We start from the raw sequence: 26468 nt of genomic DNA on the forward strand, positions 1-26468 counted from the left end.
ACAGGCGAAGCGAAAACTACATCGCCTCAAGCTAATCGCGACTTTAAAGCGGAATCAAATCCGCAACCCGAAAGATCGCAGTGACCCGATTTATATCATCAGTGTGATGTCATTCCTTGTTCTGACCCTCTGGCTTCAGTTTTCTTTTTGTTATTTTTATTTGTATACAAATTAATAAGCCAAGGCTTGATTTATGTCAAGCAACTCCCGGCCAAACCATGCCTGCAACGGCACGAAAATAGACGTCGAGCCGCCGGCTGGCCTTTGACCCCGAAAGCTCGATCCGCAGGCCATCGCTACCGCTCCAGCCGTGATCCCGACCATCGGCGTGCACCGCCACGATCGCCTCCGCTGAAAGATCGGGAAAGGTCAACGATCCATGCTCGTCGAGCGGCCCTATTACGCAGGAAAAATGCGTATCCGTAACGGTGATCCCAAAGAGCGTCGTCCGCAGAGTTGAGACAAGGAATGGCCGGCCGTGCCGCTGAACGGTCAGGAGCCCATCGGAAACGGACATCGCGATTTTCCCCACCGGCGACAGCATTGGACCGACCGCGACGTCCTTGCCGCAATTCGACAGGCTCCATCCGCGCCAGGGACTGAAATCGACGATCTCGCAGACAGCCATCAGCGGCAGCAGTGCCGCCCAGATGTAGAAGGGATCGGTGTCGCCCTGGTCCATGGCCTCGCCGGTGGTGGCGTTGTAGTTTTCCGCGGCGATCCGCTGGCTGCGCCAGGACTGCATGAACAACGCATGGCTTTGCTCCGCCAGATTTTTCGCCTCGGCGAGCAAGCCGTAGCGCCGCAGCCCGAGCCAGACCATGTAGTTGACGTTCGGCCAGATGCGGCCACGCCAGTAGACATTGTCTGCAAAGGCCGGATCGTCGCGTGTCGCATTGGGCAGCGGATAGGGACCGGCAAAGGTTTTATCGTCCTTCAGATGTTCGAGCAAATGGCGCGCCTGCTCTTCCGTCGCCGCACCGCACAGCAGCGGATAGAAGCTCGTCGGCGAAAGCGAACGCACGAAACCGCCCTTGCGCTGGCGATTGGCGAAGATCTTGCGCTCTTCGTCCCACAACTCTTCGGAAATCAGCTGCCGGCTGCGGGCAGCCGCCTCAGTGAACTCGCGCGCATCGTCGTGATGCCCGAGCACGCTCGCCATGTTCGATAGCATTTCGGCATCGAGCGCCAGCGCGCAATTGATGCCGAGGTCGAAGGTCGAAAGGGTTCGCGTTTCCGGCTGGTAGACCGCTTCATCATGCGTCGCAGAATTGTCCATACCGGTCTCGTTGCGAGCGCCGAAGGCCGTGCCCTTGTACAGGCCTTCGCCGACATCGGAGGTGCCGCAGGAAACGAGGCCAGTCGCTTCGGGATCGCGATGGGCTCGCCACCAGCGCTGGTTTCGCGCAAGCGCCGAATAGCTTGCCTCCAAAATGGATCGCTCGCCGGTGCGCTGGTAGAGCAACCACGCAACCAGCGCACCATGTGGCGCCTGCGTCCGGTCGACCCAGGCATCGTTCGAGGTGACGATGCAGGCAATATTGCCCTGCGGTGTCGCCCCGGCCAGCGCCACGGCCATGTTTTCCCGGGCGAGGTCGGCGTCGAACACGCCTGCAAGAAGGGCCGCAAAGGTCTGGTCGTTGTACCAGACGGCGAATTTTCCCAGATTCCAGATACGGGTTACGGCCGTGTATGGGCGCACATTCGTCTCGTCCCAGACCGTGTTCCAGGCGACGACATCGCGGATGGCATCGAGCGCGCCCGCATAATCGCCCTCATGCGCAGCCGGCAAGAACGGCTGCTCATCCGCTGCAAGGCAAGCCCGCGCATTCATGATCGCAAGTTCCGCGCTGTCGGCAACGGCGGCGGCATAGCCGCCCCGTCGCATCATTTCGAGGTTGAAGCGGAGCGCCAGAACAGGCGCCTCGCTGCTGCGGCTTGCGAGATGGAAATAGCCGTTCGCTTCGAAATCGGCACGCAGATCATCGATCGTCGCATGGCCCGTCACCTGCACCGGCGCATCGCCCGTCGCCACCGCGACGAAGCGCGTGCCGACCTTGATGACGGCGACGCCTTCGTCTTCGTCGAAGCGCACCGCCTCGCCGCCCTCGGCGGAAATTGTGATCGTCACCCAGAAGCGCAGACCCCATTCGCCTGACTGCAGGCCATTCCAGCTGCCGCGAAAGGCAAAGGGGGACGTCTTGGTCGCAGACAAGGCGATCGTCGTGCCGCTGTGCTCCGTCTCGAGTTCGATCACCGAGCCGTCGATCCCGTGACGGCCGAGCCGGACGCTATCCGTGCGCGGTTCGATCAGCGAGACGGTGCGGCTGCGGGTAGAATAGAGCACCGGCGTGATGCGGACGCCAAGCGGCAGGAAGACCATCTCTGCCGGTCGGGTGGACCAGCTGTTCCAGGCGCGATCAAGGGGGATGGTCGTGTGTTTCAGCATGATGATGTCGTTCCGGTCAGGTCTTCTTCAAGGGCAATCAGGCGCGGGGCGGCAAGCAGGCCGCTCGCGTCGAGGGTCTCGCCCTGGTAGGGCGTTCCCGAATAATAGCGGTTTGCAGCCGTATTGGAGACGGCGATTTCAAGATCGTAGCTTCCAGCAGCGAGATGGCCCAGTTCGAACCGGTACGGACTCCAGCCGCGGCAACCGATCTCGATGCCGTCAAGAGAGACGGCGGCGGCGGTTTCCACCTGCGGGAGTTCCAGCAGCCAGCGACTAGCAGTCTTGATGCTGATCCTGTTGCGGTAGGCGCCGGTGCCGGAGAAATTGGAAAAGCCTTGGCGTTCCCAGCCGCTTGCAACGGAAATCGCTGCCGTCGGGACGCCAGCTCCAGCCTGAAAAGTCCATCCCTCTACAAGCACCGCGACCGGGCCGCGCGGCGATGCAAGTTCCGAAATCATCAGATCACGCCAGCCTGCACCATCAATCAGCAGCAGCCGCATGCACCATACCACCTGCGGCTCCAGCAACAGACAGAGGGAAGCAAGCCCACGCTCAACCGTGATTTCACCCGTCGCCGGCACCCAGAATTCGCAATTGAAACCTGTCGCCAAGCGCAGGTCGCATGTCGCAGGTTCGGAGCTATCATTGAAGACCACCACGCGCCAGCTTCCGTCTGGCTCGTGGCCAATCCATTGCCACGGCTTTTTGCCCGACCGGGTCGAAAGATTGGGGCCGCATTTCGGCAGGGTTTCGAGCAATGTTGCGATTGCAGCAGCATCCGGACGACCGACAAGGTGAGCACTCGTCCAGTCGCCGACAAGAGGCATTGACCCATCGCAAAGCAGGGTCGGCAGCGCTCCTGAGCACCACACGGCGCCGCCGGCAGCCTGCAGGCAGGCGAGTTTGTCCAGCGCGCGCCGTGATTTCATCACTGTGACCGACGGCAGGACGACAGCATCGAAAGTGAGGCCAGAACGGGTCGACAGGCGACCGTCGTCGATGTCCGCAAGCGCAATGTCATCCTCGCTGACCAGCATGTAATCGCAGCCGAGCGCCAGCAGATGCTCGCACCAAGTTCCGACATGGGCCGCATGCGCATGGCGCGGGCCTTCCGCCCAGGCGGTGTGCAGCGGATAGATTATGGCCACCGGCGTGTGCGGCGTGGCCGGCTCGATGAAGGCGGAAATCCGCGCCGTCTCCTCGGCAAAGAGATGATGATAGGGCCACCACGGCTCAAAATTGATCCCCGGCCCGAAGTCGAACCGCGGATTGACGAAGGGCGTCATGTCGGTATCGCTGCCATCGGTTTGGTAGAGACCGTGCCAGAGAAACTGCCGTGTACCGAGACAATACAGCCTTATCGCCTGCGTCCGCATCGTCTGAAGCGTCAGTTCCCACTGACCGGCGGCGCGAACCGGCGTGCGCAGTGCGCTGGCATAGGTTTCGACGACACAGCGGCTGCGGCCATTGGAGCGGGCGACGGAATCGCCCATTTTCGGCGCCAGCTGCGCAATGAAATTGTTGGCATCAACCGCCGTCTCATGACGAAACGCATCAATGCCGAAGAAGTCCGTGGCCGGTGCAACACGCGGGTCGATGGAGGTAAAGCCGCCGTTCAGCGACCAGGAGCTGACATGCGGCAGGATTTCGTGGCCGGTGAGCACGAGGCCCTTTTCATCCGCCCATGCCCGCAGCGTCCCGAAGAATGCATCGTTCATCAGGCCCGAATAGGTCTCATAAAACGTCGCCCGAAGGCGCAGCGCTGGTTCGCTGTCCCCGTAAAGCAGGGATATCAGGGCAAGCGGAAACGGCACTCCCGTCGCGTCCTCGACACGACTGCCAAGCCCATCGGAGAAAAGAAGGCTGTTGCCGAGATTGCCGCCGATCTGGTCCCAGCGATAGAAGCCGGCGGCCGGCTGGTCATAAAAGACAAACCCGAGAGGATCGGGAACCAGATCACTCAGCGCCGCGACGATGGGATCGATCCCGACCTCGATAAACCGCTGCGCCGCGGCGGGCATCAGGTAATTGATCAGTCGCGAACTCACCGACCGGGCATTGACGAAGACTGTCAGTCTTTGTCCTTCCGGCACGTGTCCATCGAATACGAAGGCGCAGGAAACCGCATCAAAACGAGTCAGCACGAGGTGCCGCGTGACATCGATAACAGTTGCCGGATCAGCAGCACCGTCCGCAGGATGAAGAAGGGCCGCCTCGATTGCCCATTCGCCCCAGAGAACCTCGCCATTTTCATATTGCCAGGCCATGATGTCCGGCCCCATCGACTGAACGAAAGGCGGGCGGATGCCGCTGATCGCGCCTCGATTTTCCTGCACTGTTGTCCAGAACAGGTGCCGTTCGCGCAGGTCGTCCCGCCCCTCGACTGTTCGACCACCCGCGTGGCCGCTGATCCAGTTGAAGTCGTCGTAAAAGCCGGCCTTGAGTCCCAGTTCGCCGGCAATACCGATGGCCGTGCGATAGGCGGCGATAAACGCCGCCGACAGATAAAGGTCGCGTGGGAAAGCAATGCGTGCCTGGATCAGGATCGTGCCAAAACCTTGCGCTTTGAAATCCGCAAGCTGCCGCCTGCAGGTTTCCGCGTCCGGTATCGAGTGCCAGAACCAATAGGCGGAAGGACGGAAGGCATGGGTTGGATTGCGGAAGAGCGCCAGGCTTTCCTCGTGCGTCATTGCAGAGCTCTGCGCCAGGCGGTTTTCCATCTCAGTGCACCACCGAGGTGACGCGCCGCATGGCATCGTTAAGCTTGTCCCAAGGCGCCTTATCCGGAGCGAACCGCGCCCGCAGATAGGCGGCAAGATCTTGGATCTGCCGTTCGTCCAGCGTCTCGCGGAAGCTCGGCATAGACATGATCTCCGGCGTCTCGCGTCCCGTGGTCTGCGCCAGAATGGCCGGTGCCTCGACGCCGTTGAGGATGGCCTGAAGCAGGTTGTCCGGGCTATCGCTGTGCAGGTTGCTGTTGAGGGCAAGCGACGAAAGAGCATTTGTGCCCGTGTGACAGGAGGCGCAGGCGCCCTCGAATATCCGCGCACCCTTCGGCGCAAGACGGGCAGCCTCGGCTTCGGCCGAAACACTTGCTGCGATAACCGTCTCCACTGTGGCCACCTCATCCGCGACCGTGGCCCGTGCGCTCCCCTTGGCCAGATAGGACGCCATGGCGCGGATGTCTGCATCCGGCAAGGGCGACAGCGCCGAAACGACATCGGCCATCGGGCCTGCCGCACTGCCGTGATCGCGCGCATGGCCGGTGCGCAGATAATCGTAGAAGGCCTCCTTCGTCCATGAAACGGGGCTTTTCGTATGGCTGTTAAGAGCAGGCGCCTCCCAGCCATCGGCAAAGCCGCCCGATAGAAACGCTTTGCCGCTCTTTTCCGCCCCCAGCACGTTGCGTTCCGTATGGCACGCCGAACAGTGACCGAGCGTTTCCACCAGATAGGCGCCCCGGTTCCACTCGGTATCCTCAGCCTGATTGTACTGGAAAGGGGCAGCCTTCAGAAACATCGCGTTCCAGCCGGCCATCAGCGCGCGAATGCCAAAGGGAAATTTCAGCTTCGTTTCGGTCGGCTTTTCGGCAACCGGTGCCTGCGTCATCATATAGGCGTAGAGCGCCTGCAGGTCGGCATCCTCAGCACCGGCAAAGGACGTGTAAGGATGCGCGGGATAGAGATGATGACCATCACGGCTCACCCCTTGCCGCATGGCACGCTCGAAAGCCGGATAGGACCAACCGCCAATGCCGTTTTCCATGTCTGGCGTGATGTTGGTCGCGTAGACGGCGCCGAACGGCGTATCGAAACGGCGCCCACCGGCAAAGGCGAGACCATCCGTGCCGACATGGCAGACATTGCAGGCGCCGGCCGCCGCAACGAGCCGGCCCCGTTCGATGGTCACGCCGCTATAGACGTTGGCATCGGGCCGCGCGATCGGGCTGATCGCCGGCCGCCAGGGAGAGCCCATCGTGAGCAGACCGGTGACGGCCGCAAGACCGCCAGCCAGCGGCAGACCGAATTTCCACCAGGCGGAGCGTTTCCGCGGCGCGGGCTTTTCCACCTGCCCGTCGCCGTTCAGCCCCGCCAGCACGCGCTCCGGCGTCAGCGGCAGTTCACGAAAGCGAATGCCGGTCGCGTCGAAAACGGCATTGGCGATCGCCGCAGCGCTCGGCACCGAGGCGGATTCGCCGGCACCCAGCGGCGGCTCGTCCGGGCGAGGGATCATCAACACATCGATGTCGGGTACTTCCGGGAAAGTGATCAGTGAATAGCCGCCCCACTCCTTCGAAGTCACGGCTGTGGATGAGAAATCCACCTTTTCCTTCAACACGCGGCTGGTGGACTGGATGATATTGCCGTGGATCTGGTGGCGCACCCCGTCCGGGTTGATCATCAGGCCGGAATCCTGCGCGCAGGTCACCTTGGTGACCGCGATCTCGCCGGTTTTCCGGTTGACCGCGACGTCGGTGACCCAGGCGGCCCAGGCCGCCGCGGTGCCGGGAAATTTGCCGTGGACATAGACGGCATAGGCAAATCCGCGGCCGTAGAGCAGGTCGCCCTCCCCACCGAGCGTGCCGGGCTTGGTGTGTGGCACCCAGTTTGCGCGCTCAGCAACCGCATGCACGAGATCGATGGCGCGCGGGTCCTGCAGGTAGCGCAGCCGGTATTCGATCGGATCGACACCGGCTGCCGTCGCGAGTTCATCGACATAGGATTCATGCGCAAACGTGTTCGGCATGGCCGAGACACCGCGAAACCAGGACGCCCTGGCGATCGGCGGCATGTCGTGCACGGTGACGCGCAGATTACCATAGGCATAGGGCGGGATCGCCGTGCGGTCACCCATCTGCAGCGTATCGGGCGAGGCCGGTATCTTGCCGGTCAGAATGAGGGGAAGCGTCGGTGCGAGATTGGACGGATACCGCGTTTCGAAATCATAGGCCGATGGCCCGCCTTCGATATCGAGGCCGCCACGCACATCCATCACCTGGGCGGCACCCTTCGGCTCCCAGGCATGCTCCTGCTCGCGGGTAAGCTGCACCCGGACGGGCGCATTGACCGCCCGCGACAGGAGCGCCGCATCCGCGGTCACGTCATCGGCGCAGTTGCGCCCGTAGCAGCCTGCCGCCTCGAGCCGTTCGACGGTGATACGCTCTTCAGGCATGTCGAGCAGGATCGATAGATCCCGGCGCATCGGGAAAGGGTTTTGTGTGCCGGACCAGACGGTCAGCCCGTCCTCACGGAAATCCGCGACGGCGCAGGACGGGCCGATCGAGGCATGCATCTGGTAAGGCCAGACATAGGTGCGGTCCATAGAGGTCGTGGCACCGGCCAATGCCAGATCGACATTGCCGCGGTCGGCAAGCTTGCGCGGTGTCGCCGAGTTGGCACGAAGCGCCTCTTCCGGCGCATTCAGGTCGGGCCGCTCCGGCGCGGCACGCCACAACACCTTCAGCTGCTTTGCAGCCAAAGCGGCATTTTCCTCCCGCGTCGCGACGACGCCGACGAAGTCGCCGATCGCGACGACCGCGACGAGGCCGGCAATCTCGGCAACGGAACTTTCATCGATCGAGATCAGGCTCGCGCCGACATGCTCGCCGTGATCGAAGCCGGCATAGGGTGGGCGCACGACGCGGCCATGCAGCATGCCCGGTACGCGCACGTCGTGCACGTAGGTCCAGCGACCGGTCGCCTTCTGCGGTATGTCAACGCGCGGGCGCGAGGCGCCGACGATGCGGTAGTCGGAAACCGGCTTCAGTGGAGCTTCGGGATCGATGGTCAGACGGACATGATCGCCGGAGACAAGATCGGCGAAAGTCATGCTCCAGTTTTCGAGTGTCGTCGTCCGGATGATCCCGTCTTCCGCAACAAGGCTTTCCGCCGGCAGGTCATGCAGCCTTGCGGCTTTCTCCAGCAGGAAGCGCCGCGCCGTTGCCGCGGCCGAGCGCAGGGGTGCGGCTGTGACCTGGATCGTCTCGCTGGCAATCGTCGCACCCTGGTTCGGAGCGACGGAGGTGGCTCCAAGCACCATCTGCACCTGCTCGAAAGGCACGCACAATTCCTCGGCAACGATCTGGGCCAGCGACGTCCGAATGCCGGTGCCGAGATCGACATGACCGTTGAAGGCGGTGACGGACCCGTCCGGACCGATCGACAGATAGAGCTCGTCATCGCCGTTCGGCGCGGGCGACAGGACGGCGAGCAACTCTTCCCTGGAAAGATGGGCCTCCTTCGACGTTTCACGCTCCACCGTCATTGCTGCCGCTCCGATGTCTCGACCGCTCCGCCGGCCATCTCTTCTGCCTTCAGCGCCGCCTCGTGTCGCAAGGCTGCCTGCGACAACCCGACTGCGCGTCGGACGGCGGCGAGAATTTCGATATGGGTTCCGCAGCGACACAGATTGTGGCGCAGTGCCTCGCGGATGTCCGCTTCATCCGGCGCTGGATTGCGCTTGAGCAAAGCGACGGTCGCGATGATCATGCCGTTCAGGCAATAGCCGCACTGCGCCGCTGCGGCGTCGATAAAGGCTTGCTGGACCGGATGGAGATCGGCCTCGCTGCCGAGCCCTTCCAGAGTAGTAACGCAGTGGGACCCGACCGCCGAAAGCGGAATGGTGCAGGAGCGCACCGCCCGCCCATCGACCAGGACGGAACAGGCACCACACTCGCCAAGACCGCACCCAAACTTCGGACCGTTCAGCGCCAGATCATTTCTGAGAATATAAAGAAGCGGCGTCTTCGGATCGGCCTCGACGGCGCATTGGGAGCCATTGACATCGAGCTGAAAGGCCTTGCTCATGCGGCGCATCCCCGGCGGCGAAGCAGCGGCAAAGGCAACGCCGCGGAAACCGTTTCCGCCGCCATCCTTACCCTGCCCGCCCCGTCAAAGCCCATTCCGATTTCCCGCTTCCCTGCGCTCGATAAAAAGTGTATACGCTTTAAAGTAAGATCGTTCAAGCAAAAATACGCTGGGCCAGATCAGACAGAATGCCTCATTGATCAGCGTAATGGCTAGTTATTTGGCAGGAATTGGCCTGAATGCCGGAATTTTTAGCTTGCTTTTTATAGCGTATACACTTAATGGTCGCTCATCGAACTCATTTGCCGCGAAGGACAGCCCATGGCTCAGGAGAAGCAGACGATCGCAATCATCGGTGCGGGGCTCGGCGGGGCAGCGGCGGGTGCGCTTCTCCAGTCCGCGGGCTTCGACGTGAAGATCTTCGAGCAGGCGCCGAGCTTCACCCGTCTTGGCGCCGGCATCCACATGGGCCCGAACGTTCTCAAGATCTTCCAGCGCATCGGCATGGACCGAAAGCTGATCGACATCAGCAGCACGCCGAGCCACTGGTTCAGCCGCGACGGCATGACCGGCGAATATCTATCCCGCATTCCGCTCGAAGGCTACGGCGCGACCTATTGCACGGTGCACCGTGGCGACCTGTCCGCCCTGCAGATGGAGACGATGGCGCATGGCACGGTCGAATTCAACAAGCGCCTGACGCGGCTCGAGGACAACGGCTCCGATGTCTACCTCGAATTCCAGGACGGCACCTCCGCCCGCGCGGCGATCGTCATCGGCGCCGACGGCATCAACTCCCGTGTGCGCGAAACCCTGCTCGGCGCGGAGCGTCCGAACTATAGCGGCTGGGTCGGTCATCGCGCCATGATCTCGGCCGAAAAGCTGAAGAAGTTCGACCTCACATTCGAGGACTGCGTCAAGTGGTGGGGACCGGACCGGCATATGATGGTGTACTATACCACAAGCCGCCGTGACGAATATTATTACGTCACCGGTGTGCCGCATGCCGCCTGGGAATTCGACGGCGCCTTTGTCCAGAGCAGCCGCGAGGAAATGTTCGAGGCCTTCGCCGGCTATCATCCGGTCATCCAGGCCCTGATCAAGGCGACCGACGACGTGACCAAGTGGCCGCTGTTCAACCGCAACCCGTTGCCGCTGTGGAGCCAGGGCCGCATGGTCCTGCTCGGCGATGCCTGCCATCCGATGAAGCCGCACATGGCGCAAGGTGCGGCCATGGCAATCGAGGACGCGGCGATGCTGACGCGCTGCCTTCAGGAAGCCGGCCCCAATGCCTATGCTACAGCCTTCGCGCTCTACGAGGCGAACCGTCGTGAGCGCGCCACCCGCGTGCAGACCGTGTCGAATGCCAATACGTTCCTGCTCACGCAGGAAGATCCATCCTGGGTCTATGGCTACGATGTCTATGCCCAGCCGCTCCAAGACAAGAGCGTCGCATGAGCGCGGCCCTCCTCTACGGCGCCAACGTTTTCGCCAACGGCATCCGCCAGCACTACCTGCGTTACGGCGGCAAGGGGCCTGCCGTCATTCTCATTCCAGGTATCACCAGCCCGGCAATCACCTGGGGCTTCGTCGCCGAACGGCTGGCGGAACGCCATGATGTCTACGTGCTCGACGTCCGCGGCCGCGGCCTGTCCTCGACCGGCCCCGATCTCGACTATGGCCTTGATGCAATGGCGGCCGACGTCGTCGGTTTCGCCGGTGCCCTCGGTCTTTTCGCCCCTGCCCTCCTCGGTCATTCCATGGGTGCGCGGATCGCAATTCGGGCGGCGATATCTAGGCCGACCGGTTTTTCCCGTCTCGCCCTGATCGACCCGCCGGTGTCCGGCCCCGGTCGCCGGCCCTATCCGAGCAAGCTGCCCTGGTATGTCGATTCCATCCGCCTTGCCGTGAAGGGTATCGATGCGGAAGGCATGAAGGCATTTTGCCCGACATGGACGGAAGGCCAGCTCAGACTACGCGCCGAATGGCTGCACACATGCTACGAGCCCGCCATCGTCACCGCCTTCGAGGACTTCCACAACGACGATATCTTCCCTGATTTTCCGAAGCTGACGCAGCCGTCGATGCTGATGGTCGCCGGACGCGGCGGCGTCATCGAACCGGTGGACGAGGACGAAATCCGTGCGCTTAATCCGGCCATCGAGATCACGCGGGTGGCGAATGCCGGCCACATGATCCCTTGGGACGATTTCGACGGTTTCTTCGAAGCACTCAGGGACTTTCTGTGCCGCTAGACGCTGGTGGCGGGTGTTTGGCCCGCCATTTTTATGGCCGCGGCAGAAGCGCATGCGGCGCGTTTCCGATCCGTCATTAAAGGAGCATGTCCGTGCAGAAACTCTATCGTATCGGTCAGATCGTACCGAGTTCCAACACCACGATGGAAACGGAAATTCCGGCGATGCTGACTGCCCGCCAGTCGATCCGTCCGGAGCGCTTCACCTTCCACTCCAGCCGTATGCGGATGAGGAAAGTCGTCAAGGAAGAGCTGGCCGCCATGGACGCGGAGTCCGACCGCTGCGCGATCGAACTGTCGGATGCCCGCGTCGATGTTCTGGGCTATGCCTGCCTGGTTGCGATCATGGCGATGGGGCTCGGCTATCACCGCCAGTCCGAGGCCCGCCTCATCGGGCGCACCCGCGAAAACGAGACGAACATCCCGGTCGTCACACCAGCGCCGGCGCGCTGATCGAGGGACTGAAGGTGATGAAGGCGAAGAAGATCGCCGTCGTCGCACCTTACATGAAGCCGCTGACCGAACTCGTCGTGAACTACATCCGCGAGGAAGGTTTTGAGGTGATGGACTGGCGGGCGCTGGAAATTCCCGACAATCTCGACGTCGCCCGCCACGATCCAGAAAACCTGCCGGCCATCGTCCAGACGCTAGATCTTTCCGATGTCGACGTCATCGTGCTGTCTGCCTGCGTGCAGATGCCGTCGCTTCCGGTGATCGCCAAGGTCGAGGCCCTGACCGGCAAGCCGGTGATCACGGCTGCCGCCGCAACCACCTATTGCATGCTGAAGTCGCTTGGGCTGGAAGCCGTCTCGCCGGGTGCTGGCGCGCTTCTGTCCGGCGCTTATTGAGGAGATCGCCATGCAGAGCGCCGAAGCCAATTATCAGGGTGTCTGGGGCAACCGTATCGGCTTCGGCCAGAAGCCGGCCCTTCTCGTCATCGATTTCCTCAAGGCCTACACGATCGAAGGCGCGCCGCTCTATGCGCCGGGCGTGGTCAAGGCTGTCGCCCGCACGCCGGACTTGATCGCCGCCGCCCGCACCGCCGGCGTGCCCGTCATCCATACGCGCATTCTCTATCTCGCCGAAAATTGCGCCGATGGCGGCATGTGGGTGAAGAAGTCGCCCGTCATGAAGGCCATGGTCGAGGGCAATGTATTGGCCGAGTTCTGCGACGAGGTTCATCCGGCGGACGGTGAACTCGTCATCATCAAGCAATATGCCAGCGCCTTCTTCGGCACCAGTCTTGCCTCACATCTTCACGCGCAGGGTATCGACACGGTCGTTCTTGCCGGATGCTCGACGAGCGGCTGCATCCGCGCCAGTGCGGTGGATGCAGTCCAGTACGGGTTCCGGACGATCGTCGTGCGCGACTGCGTCGGAGACCGCCACCCCGATCCGCACAATGCCAATCTCTTCGACATCGACAGCAAATACGGCGACGTGGTCTCGCGCGAGGAGGCCATCGCCGCCTTCGCACCGGAGAAGGCCTGTCCGTAGGCTTTTGAAGCAGCTTTACGAACCATAACAAGACAGCCAACCAGAGGACCGATAAAATGGACAGAAATGTATTTACGGAACTGTGCCTGGAACAACTGAAGCAGAGCGGCGTCCATGAAGGCGAAAAGGTCGTCGTGCTCTCGCAGGGCGACGAACGCCTCGACTATGCCGACGCCTTCCTGGCCGCCGGCCAGAGGCTGGGCGCACGCATGTACCACCTTCGCCTGCCCGCCCCGCTTCCGGGCGACGGCAGCTGGGCTGTCGGCCAGACAGGGCTTGCCGGAAATCCGGAAGCCGTCGAGGCCCTGAAGAAGGCCGATATGGTTGTCGATCTGATCTTTCTGTTGTTCAGCCCGGAACAAATGGCGATCCAGGCCGCTGGCGCACGCGTACTGACCGCGGTTGAACCGGCGCCGCTGCTTGCCCGCCTGATGCCGACGAAGCAGCTGCGCGAGCGCGTCGAAGTCGGCGTGGACTACATGAAAAAGGCGAAGTCGCTCCGCATCACCAGCAAGGCCGGAACCGACGTCGTCTACAAGATGGGCGTCTATCCGACAGTCGGCGAATATGGCAGCACGGACGAAGCGGGCCGCTGGGATCACTGGCCGGCCGCCTTCGTCTTCTCCGGTGCCGCCGATGACGGCGTCGACGGCCAGATCGTGCTGGCACCGGGCGATGTTCTTTTGCCGCTCAACGTCTATGTCCGCGAGCCGGTGATCTACACGATCGAAAAGGGCTTCATCCAGGATATCCGCGGGGGCCTGGAGGCCGATCTGATCAAGTCCTACATGAAGACCTTCAACGATCCGCGCGGCATGGGCATGAGCCATGTCGGCTGGGGTCTCGACCATCGCGCAAACTGGCACGGCCTTTGCGACTTCGGCGGCGGTATGGGCATGGAGCTGCGCTCGTTCTACGGCAACGTGATGTTCTCCACCGGCCCGAACAATGAGCTCGGCGGACCGAACGACACCGCCTGCCATCTCGATATCCCGATGCGCAATTGCTCGCTCTTCCTCGACGACGAGCCGATGGTTCTCGACGGCGACATCGCCGTCAAGGAAATGCAGCACAACTGGAAATAACGGCTCCGCAGTCCGTCAGGCAACGGACCGAGATTGCTCTTCCAGAAAAGGCGATTTAATCAACAGGACGGGAAGTTTCGCCACGGATGGCGCGATACTTCCCGTCGAACCGGAACCGATTTTGAAAGAGTTGGCCAATTGTCGGACGAGCAGGAAAAGCCTGATTGGCAAGGCAGCCGCTATAGATTCACCGATCAGGTGGGTCACCTCATGCGCAAGGCCTATCAGAAACACCTGGCCATCTTCCAGGAAAACGCCAGCGACCCGCATCTGACCTCCGTGCAGTTCGTGACGCTCTGCGCCCTACGTGACAACGGCCCGAGTTCACAGGCCGAGCTGGTCAAGGCCACGGCTGTCGACCAGGCGACGATCCGCGGTATCATCGATCGGTTGAAGGCGCGTGGCCTGATCGAGGTCTCGAAGGACGCACAGGACGGACGCAAGGTCATCATGTCGCTCCTGCCGGACGGCAAGGATGTTCTAGACGCCATGTACCCACGGGCGAGCCTGATCACCGATCTCACCATGGAAAAGCTAAATCCGGCGGAACGCGTGGCGCTGCTCTACCTGCTGCGCAAAATTTCAGAAGACAACGAAATCTAATTTAGTCGCTTAACCACATTGACAAGCGTCTTGTCGGCGCTCCTTGCGCCGAACAGGGAGAGCGAAACGTTCCCCGCGCAATTGGCAATTGGAAACGCCAGTTGCGGGCAGCCGCTAAGGCCTGAGAGACAGAGAATCTTGATGCAGGCGGAGCGAAATGCCGCGAAGCACTCCGGCGCAGTATCTCGCCTTGGCGGGGTCATGGCCAATGTCGGAAGAGCTATAACCACATCTTCGCGGAACAATCGGTCGATCTCCGTGGAAAAGTGCTCTCTGATCCGGCGCGCCTCGCGCACCTCTTCCTCATTCAGGCGAGATCCTGACAGAAGACGCGCGGCAATGTCGGGTGCAATGGCTTCAGGGCTCCGCTCGAAGAGCGTCTTGTTGCTTTCCCAAGCCTCGCTTTGGAGGATGGTGATGAACGCCAAAGCAAGATCCGCGAGGCTGAACGAGGAGATCGCATCTCTCCTGCGGACAGGCATGCCCGCTGATCGAAGGCTGGCGATCATCTCGTCGGCGACCGTGTCGTCGATGGTTTCGAAGATATCCTCGGGAATGAGAATAGATGAGGGTCGGTCGTTTGCCTCAGGCATCCCGACAGCGCTCATGACAGAGGCCATTGGTTCTAGACTTCTCGTCATGAAGCCCGGCACATCGAAGCTTGGCGCCAGCGGACGCAGTGCTCTGTTGTCGAGGCTTCCATGTGTCGGCCGCCAGCCAATGAGGCCGTTGACGGCGGCGGGCAGCCGGGTCGAGCCGGACGTGTCCGTTCCAAGCCCGATATCCGCGAGGCCAGCGGCAACCGCGACGGCTGAGCCCGACGACGATCCGCCGGGGATGAGGTTGGGATCGCGCGGATTGATAGGCATGCCGAAATGGATGTTGCCGCCGATAAGGGAATAGGCGAGCTCATCCGTATTGGTTTTGCCGACGAAGCAGGCACCGGCATCCACGAGCGTCTGGACCAGGGGCGCCGTCAATGGCTTGATGCCGGAGGTAGCGAGCACAGCGGCATTGCCGGCCGCGGTTGGATAGCCGGCAACATCGAAAAGGTCCTTTACCGCCAAGCGAAGGCCGGAAAGCGGACCGATGGCCGCGTGCCCAACATCCGCATCCGGATACGGCATGAAAGCATTCCATGGGTCCCGCACTTGCCCCAGCTCCCTAGATCCTCAGATGTTGCAGGACACGGCCGCGGCTAACTGGACCATTGGGGCTTTCGTCTTCGATCGCCCCGAGTTTGAGAATCGCCCAGCGGTCTGCCACCGAAAGGGCGAAATCCAGGTTCTGTTCGACCAGCAGGATGGTCGTGCCGCGCTTTTCGCGGTCGTCCCTTAATGCTTTGGCGATGTTCTGGACGACGGAGGGCTGCAGGCCTTCGGAGATTTCGTCGATCAGCAGCAGTTTTGGCCGCAGCATCAGCGCCCGCGCGAGGATCAGCATTTTCTGCTCCCCGCCCGACAGGGTGCCGGCCTTCTGTGCCAGCCGGTCCTTCAGGAACGGGAAATAACCGTAAACTCGCTCCAGGGCGGATGCCAGATCCCGATCGCCCTTGAGCGCGAGGCGGAGATTGTCGCGGATGGAGAGATCCTGAAACAACGGCAATTCCTGGGGGGCATAGCCGATGCCGGAAGCGATCAACTCTGCGGGCTTCCGGTCGATGATAACAAAACCATCGACCTCGATCTTGCCTTTGCCGACACGCAGGAAGCCAAGGATCGTCTTCAGCAGCGTCGTTTTGCCCATGCCGTTCTTGCCCATGAGGGCGAAGATCTCGCCGGGCCGGATGGCGAGCGACACGCCATTGACGACATCGACCGCGCCATATCCGCTCGATACGCCGCTGAGCTTGAGTTTGAGCGCGTCAGCCATGGGCGCCTCCTGCGTAGATGGTGCGAACCGTTTCGGAATTGACCACGTCATTCACCGTGCCGTCGAGAACGAGCTTGCCCTGGTGGAGAACCACGATGCGGCTCGATATGTCGCGCACGAAATCCAGATCGTGTTCGACCAGGATGGCGGCGAAACCCATCTCGTCCGTCAGTTTCTTGAGGATGGTTCCGATGGTCATGCGTTCGGTCTTGGTAAGACCCGCAGTCGGTTCGTCGAGAAGAATGATGCGTGGTTCCAGAGCGACGACCATTGCCAGTTCGAGAGCCTGCCTTTGACCGTGCGACAGCAGCGACACCGGCTTGTCCAGCATATCAGCCATGCCGGTGAGCGTGAGGATCTCGGCTGCAGCTGCCGGCAGCATGATCTCGGCAAGCGATCGCATCGGGTTGGGTCTCTCGCGGCTGAAACGCGCCATCTTCAGGCATTCGCCGATGGTCATGCTGTCGAAGATGCTGGCAACCTGGAATTTTCGGCCGACGCCGAGGGCGACGATCCGTTCGGGTGCACGACCGGCAATATTCGTGCCGATGATATCCACTTGACCTTCAATCTGCTGGGTACCGTCCGACAGACAACGCATCAGCGTGGTCTTGCCGGCGCCATTGGGGCCGACCAGGCTGACGAGTTCTCCCGCACCGATTTCAAGGTCGATGCCCTTGAGGACGGAGAAGCTGCCATAGGACTTGCCGAGACCGCGGATCGACAGAAGGCTTTTGCCAGCAAACGCACCATCCTTGGCGACGATGCGCGTCGGCAAGGACTTCAGAGTGCTGCTGGAATTCGCGGACCGCAGGAATCGAGTCACCAGGGAGGCGAGGCCGCCCGGCAAAAGGATGATCATGACGACGAAGAGCGCACCGACGATCAGTTGCCACAGGAAGGGCAGATCGCCCGAAAGACTGGCGCTCAGATAATCGATGCCGATTGCGCCGAACAAGGGTCCGATAATCGTTCCCCGGCCACCGAGTGCCGTCCAGACGACGAGTTCGGTTCCGAATACGAAGCCGGTGTTCTCAGGCGCGACGACACCGGACGCGTTGGCATAAAGGAAGCCCGCCAGGCCGCATACCCCGGCGAGAACGCCCGTCAGGACGATCTTTAGCCGAGCGGGGTTCATGCCCAAATAGGCGATGCGGGCTTCGTTGTCGCGGATTGCAACGAGCAGGCGGCCGGCGTCCGACCGGACAAAGACTATTGCAAGAACGGCCAAGACCAGCAGGCACGCGCCCGACAAGCGGAAATAGCCGGGAAGCCCTAGCGGGAGAGTTTCGTAACCGACAAGGCCGCTCGAGGAACCGGTCCAGGTGCCGCCGGAAAAGATGAGCTGTGTGACGACGATCGGCACCACGAGCGAGATCACGGTGGCATAGAGCGGTGTTGATCCGTGATAGAACGACAGCCAGCCGACGGCGAGGCCAAGCACGAGCGGAACGAAGATGGCGGCGGCAAGAGCGACGATGAAAAGCGCCGGGCTTGCGCCGATATGGGTGAGAACCATGGCGGTTGCATAGGCGCCCACGCCAAAGAATGCCGCCTGCCCGAAGGTGAGAACGCCCGTATAGCCCCAGAGCAAGTCGACGGTGATCGCCAGCATGGCGTAGATCATCGAACGCGCCAGTACGTTGAGGCTGAAGCGGCCGAGAAACATCGGTCCGAAGACGATCAGCAGGAGAGCTGTGAGCGCCAGCGCCAGAAGAAGGACAAGCCGGAGTTTCTGTCTGTCAGGCACGGGCAAATCCTTTCGGACGTATGCGCAGTGTGATTGCGCAGAGGACGGCGACGGTGATGCCGCCGAGGATTGGACTGAAATAGGTGCTGACGAGCACCTGAGCGGCCCCGAAAATGAGGCAGGCGGCAGCAAGCGCGGTGAACGAAGAGCCTGCGACCATCACCAGCATGAAGGCACCCGTCAGCCAGGCGACGCCCATATTGGGATCGACGCTGGTCAGCGGCGCGAGCAGCACGCCTGCAAGGGCGGCAAGGCCGGTGCCGATCATGAAGGTCGCGAGCCGCACCTTTTCGGTATCGATACCGAGTCCGCGCGCCAGTGTTTCGTTCATGATGACTGCCCGGGCGGAAAGACCAAGTCTTGTCCCATCGAGCAGCAAGGTGAAGCCGAGACCCAGACAGATCGCCGCGACAATGGCGAAAAGACGGTAGGCTGAGTAGCTGGTCCCAAGGAGATCGAAGGTGCCGGGCAGCAGGGCCGGCGTGAACTGCACGTCGCGGCCAAACCAGAGCGTGATCAACTGGCCGATGACGATGCCAAGGCCCCAGGTTGCAAGAATGGCGTCGAGCGGGCGGCGATAGAGAGGCCGCACGATGAACCGTTCGGCAACGCCGCCGAGGATCGCTCCGACCAGAAACGCGAAGGGAATGGCAAGCCACGGATTGAGGCCGAACCCGCTGACGACGACGGCGCAGTAAGCCCCGATGGTCAGCCATGCGCCATGCGCGAAATTGATGATCTTCAGCACGCCGAAGATCGCAAGCAGCCCGGCGGCAACGATGAAGAGAATGGCCGCAGTGCTGAGAATATCGAGAAAGAGCGTCATTTCTAGAACTCCGATGCTGGAGGCGGGGCGCCCTGCCCCGCCACGCTGGTTTCAGAGATTCGGGCACTGATCGCCAGGATCGACGTCCTTGAAGCTATCGACGACCGCAACGCTGCCGTCGTCCTTTACCCGGCCAAGATACATCGTCAGCGGCGCGTGGTGCTGCTTGTTCATGGAGATCTTGCCGCGCGGACCGGTGAAGGATACGTCAGGAAGAGCTTTGAGCACGTCCGCTGTATCCGTGCTGCCGGCCTTCTCGACGGCTGCCTTGTAAAGGTAGATCGCTTCATATTGCGGCACGGAAAGATCGTTCGGCGTGCGCAGTTCCTTGCCGAACTTCCTTTCCATGGCCGAGAGAAAAGCCTTGTTTTCGGGGCTGTCGATGCCCGTGACGTAGGATGCGGAGAGGAAGATGTCCTTGGCATCCGCGCCCATGCTCTTGGCGGTGCCTTCGTCGACCGCGAGATTGCCGTAAGGCAGGGTGACGCCAGACGAGCGCAGCTGCTTGGTCAAGGTCACGTTCGGCGCGCCGCCGGCCGTCGAGGTGATGATGGCATCGGCGCCGGAGGAGCGGACCTTGGAGATGATGGCCGTCCAGTCGCTGCCGTCCATCGGCAGATATTCCTCGCCGACGACCTGAGCGCCGGCTTTTTCGATATAGCCCTTGGCGAAGGTCAGCATGCCGCGTCCGAAAGCATAATCCGAACCGATCAGGAAGAACTTCTTTGCGCCCTGTTTGCTGATGAAATTGTCGACGACAGGCGGCACCTGCTGTTCTGGAACCCAGGCATCGACGAAGAGATTGGCGTTGCAGGATTTGCCTTCGTAGAACGACGTGTAGATGTATGGCACGTCACCCTTGGAAATGATCGGCAGGCCGGCATTGCGCGCAGCACTCGTCTCCATGGAGATGACGACGTTCACCTCCTTCTGGAAAACCAGCGAATCGAAGGCTTTTTGCGCGCCGGCCGCCCCTGATGCATCGTCGGCGATCTCAAGCTCCAATGGCTGCCCGAGCACGCCGCCTTTGGCATTGATTTCTTCGACGGCGAGCTCCGCAGCTTGGACGACGGACGGCGCGACCACGCTGTTTGCGCCTGACAGCCCCACCGGCACGCCGATCTTGATCGGATCCTCGGCGAAAGCTGCGGTGGCGAATGCCGCAGATGCCAGCGTAAGGATTATGGTTTTCATTTGCATTTTGTTCCCCTTTCTTGAGTTGGGTCGATGTTACCCGTAGACATCGGCTCGGCGGTCGCCGAGCAGATGATTGAAGCTGTTGAGCGTGCGGGTTTCCGTCACGCTCGACAGATCGATTTGCGCAAGGAGGATTTCCTCGCGATCGGCACTGGCCGGACCAGATATCGGCCAGCCTTGCGGGCCGACGATAAAGCTGCGGCCGATGAAGGACTGGCCGCGCTCGACGCCGATCCGGTCGGCGCAGGCGATGTAAAGGCCATTGGTGTGGGCGGCCGCCTTGTGCAGGATATTCGCCATCGGCTCGGCAATGCTTTCCGCACCGGCCATCGGTACCCAGTTGGTGGGTACGCAGACCAGTTCCGCGCCGGCCAGCGCCAACTCGCGAAATGTTTCCGGAAACCAGCCGTCGTAGCAGATGGCGATGCCGACACGGCCGAAGGGCAGGTCGAATACCGGCAGCCCGAGATCGCCTTTTCTGAAAAGACGGTTTTCGTTGTTCCACAGATGAAGCTTGCGGTATTTGCCGATATATCCCTCAGGCCCGCAGAGAAGAGCGCTGTTGTAAAACCGGTCGCCATCCTGCTCGGCTATGCCGCTGACGATGTAAAGGGCAAGCTCTCCGGCAAGATGGCAGAGCGTCTCGGCACTCGGGCCGTCGGGTACCGGGCCGGCCAATGCGGCAAGCTCGTCGCCGTCACGGAAGTTATAGCCGCTATCGGCCAGTTCCGGCAGAACGACGATCTCCGCGCCTTGGGCCTTCGCCGTCCTCGCCAGCCGCTCGATGGCCGCGAGATTACGGGCGCGATCACCGACGATCGGTTCGAACTGGATGGTTGCGACGGTTGCCATCCGCGCGGTTGAGGTCTTGACGCTCAATCTAGTCTCCAAACGCAAAAAACCTCTGGCACGGAATTCAATCCGTGAACCAGAGGCTACATAGCCATGATGTGAATGCGGCAGCCCTGCCGCTGAGCAAACCTGCTCGTTGTCTTTAGGCTTGCACGAAAGAATGCGACCGTCAAGCCGCTTTAACAGGCATTTTCAGGAGGTGCGCATGGAGAGTTTATGGACTCAAAGTTGAGTTTTTGCGCCGATGGAAAGTCCGAGGCTTTTCATGGTGTCTTGCGCGGCAATGATGGATTCGGCGATCGTCGCCATTGGAACGCGCCTCGACGTCGCCTGATCGCGCAAGAGCTTATAGGCCGCCGCCTCGTCGAGACCGTTCATGACCCGCAGCGCTGAAACGGCTTTTTCGACCAGCCTGCGACTTTTCAAGGTTTCCTCGAGTTTCTGCACCTTGCCGGCCAGCCGCTTTTCGTAGCTCTGCCGATAGCGTGCAAGCGCAAATTGCGTCAGGATGCCGAGCGGCCGCAACGGTTTGCTGATAACGCCGTGGGCGTTGAGATCGATGATCGCCTGGAGTGCTGTCGGGCTCTCATATGTCACGATGGCGATGATCGCCGTCTGCTGGAGGTCGATGATCTCAAGCGCGTGCTCGACATGCACATCCTCGACATGCAGGAAGACGGTGTCTACGTCGGGAGGCAAGGCTGGCGGAAGCGGCCAGGTGGCCCGGACCTCGCAGCCAAGGCGCTTGAGGTGGGCAATCAGCACGTTGCCGTCTTCGTCGCGCGGATGGACGACCAGAACGCGTGCGCGCCGCAGATCCTGAACGATCCTGCTCGGTCCCGCCATCTCAGGCCTCCAGCCAGACGTCTTCGAACCGCGACGCCGTCAGGTACGGGTCCGGCCGGATCGGGCCAGGCGCCTGCCAGGCTATGTCGAAAAGCCCATCGGCCCGCGCCACGCCGATCCGGGGATGCAGCCAGAGGTGACGGGTATCGGCGTCGAAGTTGATCCGGCCCTCCGGTGCAAGAAAATCTTCCAGGAGAATTTCTTCGGAAATGCGATGGGTCTCGAGCGAGCCGGCCCGGGCAAGCGCGCGGGCGAAAAGGTGAACCTGCGCATAGGCCGGCTGCGACCAGACGCTCGTGGTGAAGTCCCGGCCGAAACGGGCTTTGAATGCTCCCACGAAGCGATCATTCGCCTCATTCTCGACCGTCTGAAAATAAGTCGCCGAAAGAATATGGCCGGTGCAGGCATCGGCTCCGATCTCACGAATCTCGCTCTCGGCCATGGTCAGACTGGCAATCGGAACCCGCCTGCGATCGATTCCGGCCTCGGCATACATGCGGTAGAAACGCTGCGCCGGCCGGCCGATGATCGTCGAGAAGATGGCATCAGGCTGAAGGCGGACGATATCGGCAATCACCGAACGCAAGGTCTGTTCGTCGGCATGAAGAGGAAGATACCGTTCGCTAACGACTTCACCGCCCTTTGCCTCGACCACATCCCGCATGACCCGATTGGATTCGCGCGGATAAATATAATCCGCGCCGACAAAGAAGATCCGGCGTCCATGGTGGCGAAGAAGGTATTCTGCGAGCGCGAAAGTATTCTGATTGAGGGTGGCGCCGGTATAGACCACATTCTCCGAATATTCGAAACCTTCATACATCGACGGATAAAACAGCAGTCCGTTGTGCCGCTCGACGATCGGCAGCACGGCCTTTCGGCTGGCCGACATCGACGCACCGAAGATGATGTTGACGTCGTCATCGGCCAGCAGGCGCCGCGCCAGATTGCGATAGGCGGTTTGGTCCCCGCCCGGATCATAGGCGATCGGAACGATGGGCTTGCCAAGCACGCCCCCCGCTGCATTGACTTCCTCGATCGCAAGTGCGGTGCCAAGAAAGTGCTCGGTTTCCGTAATTTCGCTAATTCCGCTTCTGGAAAACAGCACTCCCACCCGCCATTCGGAGCTTGTCATCTTTGCCTTTTCCGAGGTGTTGGAGGTTCGAAAGCGGTGAATGCCTCAATTCCGCGCTTTCGACTTCCATACCCTTAGTGCTTTTTCAGGGGGTGCTGCAAGCGGATACGATGCCGGTCGCCGGCGTATCATCCAACGGACGGAGACGGGAACTACCGGCTGTGAACCGTTGCGGGCATCACATTGTCGGGAATCGGGCATATATAGCCTTTGCCGCTGGTCTTTTCTCGCCACTCGGCCGTCGCGGCTGCCAGGAGGTGGGATGACGACATCAATGCGAGACCCGTTGTCGCAAGCGTCTTGGCCGCATGCGCCATGGCCTTGTGCGCGGCCGGGCTTTTTCCCTGCGCGACGACCTGCCAGGTATGGGGATTGGTGCCGATCGCCCAGGCAGGCGCCCAGCATTGCGCGGTCGGCGTCACCCAGCTGACGTCGCCGACATCGGTCGAACCGGCCCGGAAATGCGATTGTCCTTCGAAATCTCGCAGACCGGTGTGCAAGGGCGTCGAGCCATCGACCTTGGCATCGGAGAACACATCGCCCTTGATCTGATAGAGGCGGATGCTGCTCCTGATCGCTTCCTGCGTGAAGGTATCCTGGATTTTCCTGGCGAAGGCGATGTCGGCCTCGTCGAAGGTTATCGGCCCGAGCGCGACCATGTTCTCGTGCATTGCCGTTTCAAGCGTGATGTTGGGAAGAAGGTTCGTCGAGGCGGTGTCGAACACGATCTCGACCTCGGTTTCGGTCATCATCGCGGCACCTCGTGCAACTTTCTCGACGCGCCCGGCAAGCTCAAGCGCCTGCGGCATGTCAGGCGCCCTGATCAAATAGAGAACCTCGGCGCTGGCCTGCACGACATTGGCGGCCCTGCCGCCGGTGTCGGTGATCGCGTAGTGAACGCGACAATCCTGCGGCATGTGTTCACGCAGGAAATTGACGCCGACATTCATGAGTTCGACGGCATCGAGCGCCGAACGGCCGAGATGGGCGCTGTTGGCAGCATGTGCCGCGACACCCCTGAAGCGATAGTAATATTCGAGAACGGCAAGATTGTTCGTCGAGCGAACACCGTTGAACGGAGCCGGATGCCAGGTCAGGGCGGCGTCGACATCATCGAATGTGCCAGCACGAACCATGAAGGTCTTACCGGAACCGCCCTCCTCTCCCGGGCAGCCATAATAGCGCACCGTGCCGGGCAGGTTGTTCTCCTTGAGGTAGCGGGCAAGCGCAACCGCCGCCATCAGCGACCCGACGCCAAGCAGATTGTGCCCGCACCCGTGACCGGTTGCCCCCGCCACCTCGGGAAGAGGCTCGGCCACGTCGGCGGTCTGGCTCATTCCGGCCAGGGCATCGAATTCCCCGAGGAAAGCAATCACCGGCTTGCCGCTGCCGGATTCACCGATGAAGGCCGTTTCCATGTCTGCGACGCTGCGGCGTACGGCAAAGCCGTTTTCCTCGAGTGTTCTTGCCAGCAATTGCGACGAGCGCCGCTCCTCGAACTTCAACTCCGCGAAATCCCAGATGCTGTCGCTGAGAGCGATATAATCCGGCTTCATCTTTTCGATCGTCGCGGCAATGGAGCTGATCGCGTCAAGATTCATGGCATTCCTCGCTGTCTGTCCTGCCGCCACAGGGACGTGTTGCACCGGACCCGGCAGGACTGCCTGCCGGATCTCCTGTTGGCTGTCGAAGTGGGATCGCCGCGCTCGACCCGCCCGGGTGCGGCAATTCAGGCTCAATTGTCGAGCGAAACTTCCCAAAGACGGGCATTCGATTGCCAGACGGGCTGGCCCATCAGCTTCTTGGTCGCGCCCCAGACATCGACCATGTCATAGAGGAAGATGCCCGGCATTTCCTTGAGCATCAGCGTGTGAAACTCGTCGAAGATCGCCTGACGCTTCGTCTGGTCGGACTCCGCATAGGCGGCCTTCATCAACTCGACTGCCTTCGGGTCATCCCACATCAAAGAAGCGTTCTTGTCCTTGTTCCCGACATAGAAGCCGTACATCAGCGCCGGATCGAGCCGCGGCGCGACCGATTGCGAGATGATCTGGTAGTTGCCGGACCGGCGACGATCGACCTGTGTCGCATAGTCGAGCACCTCGATCTGCACATTGAGACCTGCCTGCTGCATCATGGCCTGCGCCATCACCGCAGCCGGGAAGCTTGGCACGTTGCTGCGTTTGTTGGCGATGATGGTAATCGGCTCGCCCTTGTAGCCGGCCGCCGCAAGCTCCTTCTTCGCGGCCTCGAGGTCGTAGGGCAGACGCTTCTTCTGGACATCGTCGAAATAGAGCGAGTCTTCCGAAACCATGGAACCGTTGGCTGCGCCGGTGCCATTGGAGGCCGCCTCGACGAGTTGGTCGAGATCGAGTGCCATCGCCATGGCGCGGCGCACGCCGGGATTTCTCAGAACCTTGTCGCGCGTCTGGATGTAGAAGAGGTTCTTGCCGTTGTTGCGAGCCACGATCAGCTGCATCGTGTCGCTCGTCTTGAATTCGGGAATGAGATCCGGCGAAATCTCCGCCGTATCGAGCACGCCCGACTGAAGGCCGGCCTTTACGGTCGAAGCATCGGGAATGACCATGAACTTGATGCCATCGACGAGAGGACGCTTGGAGCCGACCATGCCGTCGGGCTTGCCGTCGTTTTGGGGCGAGACATAATCGTCGAACTTGGCGAGATGGATATATTCGCCCTTCTTCCATTCGTCCCATTTGAAGGGACCGGTGCCGATCGGCTTGATGAAGCTTCCGTCCGCGCCGACCGATTCCGGGGAAATCATCCCGGTGTAACCGCATTCGGGGCGCGACATCAGGCCAAGGAAAATCGCCGATGGCTTTTCCAGCGTGATGGTGACGGTCGAAGCATCAGCCGCCTTGACCCCCGTAACATGCACATTGCCGCTGCCGTCGAAATCAGGAAGGCAGGTCCACTTTGTTTCGGGTTTGAGATAGCGGTTCCAGTTCCACACGACGTCATCGGCGGTCAATTTCTTGCCGTTGTGGAATTTGACGTCGTCACGCAGTTCGAAGCTGTAGGTCAGCCCATCCACCGACACTTCGAAGCTCTTTGCCAGCAGGGGCTTGACCTCGCCATTATTGGCATAGCCGACGAGCCCTTCGACGATATGCAGGATGACGCCATCGGTATTGCCGTCGCGATTGACGCCCGGATTGTTGCTGCGCAGGTCGGAGCTTTGAGCCACGACGATGTCGCGGGCTTCGACCACGCCGGTCATCGCCATCAACATGGTCCCTGCAAGAAGAAGCTTATGCATTGTTCTACCCTCTTTT

At 61.3% G+C, this 26468-nt stretch carries 19 protein-coding genes and 1 pseudogene; 6 read left to right on the forward strand and 14 right to left on the reverse strand.

Annotated elements, in window-relative coordinates; genetic code table 11:
• Positions 1-196: 196 nt before the first annotated feature.
• Genes ACZ9DP_RS11990 through ACZ9DP_RS12005 form a run of 4 tightly spaced genes read right to left on the reverse strand, consistent with a single transcriptional unit; the run spans position 197 to position 9255 of the window.
• The gene (locus ACZ9DP_RS11990) at positions 197-2449 is read right to left on the reverse strand and encodes an MGH1-like glycoside hydrolase domain-containing protein (protein WP_476201867.1); all 2253 of its coding nucleotides are present in this window, start codon (positions 2447-2449) and stop codon (positions 197-199) included.
• Positions 2443-5139 (reverse strand): carbohydrate-binding protein, encoded by a 2697-nt coding sequence (locus tag ACZ9DP_RS11995; protein WP_476201869.1) that lies wholly within the window; start codon positions 5137-5139, stop codon positions 2443-2445. The genes ACZ9DP_RS11990 and ACZ9DP_RS11995 overlap by 7 nt, the downstream gene beginning before the upstream one ends.
• A gap of 31 nt (positions 5140-5170) precedes the next feature.
• Positions 5171-8713 carry a molybdopterin cofactor-binding domain-containing protein gene (locus ACZ9DP_RS12000; protein ID WP_476201870.1) on the reverse strand — a complete coding sequence of 1181 codons (3543 nt, stop codon included), beginning with the start codon at positions 8711-8713 and terminating at the stop codon, positions 5171-5173.
• On the reverse strand, positions 8710-9255 hold the full coding sequence (locus tag ACZ9DP_RS12005; protein WP_476201871.1) for a (2Fe-2S)-binding protein: 546 nt from the start codon (positions 9253-9255) through the stop codon (positions 8710-8712). The genes ACZ9DP_RS12000 and ACZ9DP_RS12005 overlap by 4 nt, the downstream gene beginning before the upstream one ends.
• A gap of 321 nt (positions 9256-9576) precedes the next feature.
• Between ACZ9DP_RS12005 and ACZ9DP_RS12010 the strand changes: the two genes are divergently transcribed.
• From ACZ9DP_RS12010 to ACZ9DP_RS12035, 6 genes and pseudogenes are all read left to right on the forward strand, one after another.
• A complete protein-coding gene (locus ACZ9DP_RS12010; RefSeq protein ID WP_476201872.1) occupies positions 9577-10713 on the forward strand; it encodes an FAD-dependent monooxygenase in 1137 nt (378 codons plus the stop codon).
• Positions 10710-11510 carry an alpha/beta fold hydrolase gene (locus ACZ9DP_RS12015; protein WP_476201873.1) on the forward strand — a complete coding sequence of 267 codons (801 nt, stop codon included), beginning with the start codon at positions 10710-10712 and terminating at the stop codon, positions 11508-11510. The genes ACZ9DP_RS12010 and ACZ9DP_RS12015 overlap by 4 nt, the downstream gene beginning before the upstream one ends.
• Before the next feature lie 92 nt (positions 11511-11602).
• Positions 11603-12357: pseudogene (locus tag ACZ9DP_RS12020) on the forward strand (maleate cis-trans isomerase family protein).
• Positions 12358-12367: 10 nt separating this feature from the next.
• Entirely contained in the window at positions 12368-13006 is a 639-nt protein-coding gene (locus tag ACZ9DP_RS12025; RefSeq protein WP_476201874.1) for an N-carbamoylsarcosine amidohydrolase, read from the forward strand.
• 56 nt (positions 13007-13062) lie between these two features.
• Positions 13063-14091 carry a 2,5-dihydroxypyridine 5,6-dioxygenase NicX family protein gene (locus ACZ9DP_RS12030; protein ID WP_476201875.1) on the forward strand — a complete coding sequence of 343 codons (1029 nt, stop codon included), beginning with the start codon at positions 13063-13065 and terminating at the stop codon, positions 14089-14091.
• Positions 14092-14301: 210 nt separating this feature from the next.
• Positions 14302-14694: a MarR family winged helix-turn-helix transcriptional regulator gene (locus ACZ9DP_RS12035; protein ID WP_476202271.1), complete on the forward strand. Its 393-nt coding sequence runs from the start codon at positions 14302-14304 to the stop codon at positions 14692-14694.
• On the opposite strand, the gene ACZ9DP_RS12040 is transcribed toward ACZ9DP_RS12035, so the two are convergent.
• The 10 genes from ACZ9DP_RS12040 to ACZ9DP_RS12085 form a co-directional block, all read right to left on the reverse strand.
• Complete coding sequence (locus ACZ9DP_RS12040) at positions 14691-15845, reverse strand: amidase family protein (RefSeq protein ID WP_476201877.1); 1155 nt, start codon at positions 15843-15845, stop codon at positions 14691-14693. The two genes, ACZ9DP_RS12035 and ACZ9DP_RS12040, sit on opposite strands and share 4 nt — an antisense overlap.
• Before the next feature lie 13 nt (positions 15846-15858).
• Positions 15859-16566 carry an ABC transporter ATP-binding protein gene (locus ACZ9DP_RS12045; RefSeq protein WP_476201879.1) on the reverse strand — a complete coding sequence of 236 codons (708 nt, stop codon included), beginning with the start codon at positions 16564-16566 and terminating at the stop codon, positions 15859-15861.
• Positions 16559-18316 carry a branched-chain amino acid ABC transporter ATP-binding protein/permease gene (locus ACZ9DP_RS12050; protein WP_476201881.1) on the reverse strand — a complete coding sequence of 586 codons (1758 nt, stop codon included), beginning with the start codon at positions 18314-18316 and terminating at the stop codon, positions 16559-16561. Before ACZ9DP_RS12050 ends, ACZ9DP_RS12045 begins: the two co-directional genes overlap by 8 nt.
• On the reverse strand, positions 18309-19142 hold the full coding sequence (locus tag ACZ9DP_RS12055; protein ID WP_476201883.1) for a branched-chain amino acid ABC transporter permease: 834 nt from the start codon (positions 19140-19142) through the stop codon (positions 18309-18311). Before ACZ9DP_RS12055 ends, ACZ9DP_RS12050 begins: the two co-directional genes overlap by 8 nt.
• Before the next feature lie 51 nt (positions 19143-19193).
• Positions 19194-20342 carry a substrate-binding protein gene (locus ACZ9DP_RS12060; protein WP_476201884.1) on the reverse strand — a complete coding sequence of 383 codons (1149 nt, stop codon included), beginning with the start codon at positions 20340-20342 and terminating at the stop codon, positions 19194-19196.
• Positions 20343-20372: 30 nt separating this feature from the next.
• The gene (locus tag ACZ9DP_RS12065; RefSeq protein WP_476201885.1) at positions 20373-21218 is read right to left on the reverse strand and encodes a nitrilase family protein; all 846 of its coding nucleotides are present in this window, start codon (positions 21216-21218) and stop codon (positions 20373-20375) included.
• A gap of 195 nt (positions 21219-21413) precedes the next feature.
• On the reverse strand, positions 21414-22037 hold the full coding sequence (locus ACZ9DP_RS12070) for an ANTAR domain-containing response regulator (RefSeq protein ID WP_476201887.1): 624 nt from the start codon (positions 22035-22037) through the stop codon (positions 21414-21416).
• Position 22038: 1 nt separating this feature from the next.
• A complete protein-coding gene (locus ACZ9DP_RS12075; RefSeq protein WP_476201889.1) occupies positions 22039-23172 on the reverse strand; it encodes a transporter substrate-binding domain-containing protein in 1134 nt (377 codons plus the stop codon).
• A gap of 152 nt (positions 23173-23324) precedes the next feature.
• Positions 23325-24773, reverse strand: a complete 1449-nt coding sequence (locus tag ACZ9DP_RS12080) for a M20 family metallopeptidase (RefSeq protein WP_476201891.1) — start codon at positions 24771-24773, stop codon at positions 23325-23327.
• A 134-nt stretch (positions 24774-24907) separates the two neighbouring features.
• Positions 24908-26452, reverse strand: a complete 1545-nt coding sequence (locus ACZ9DP_RS12085; protein ID WP_476201892.1) for an ABC transporter substrate-binding protein — start codon at positions 26450-26452, stop codon at positions 24908-24910.
• Positions 26453-26468: the final 16 nt, after the last annotated feature.

The sequence above is a fragment of the Rhizobium sp. USDA 4016 genome (genome assembly GCF_056279705.1).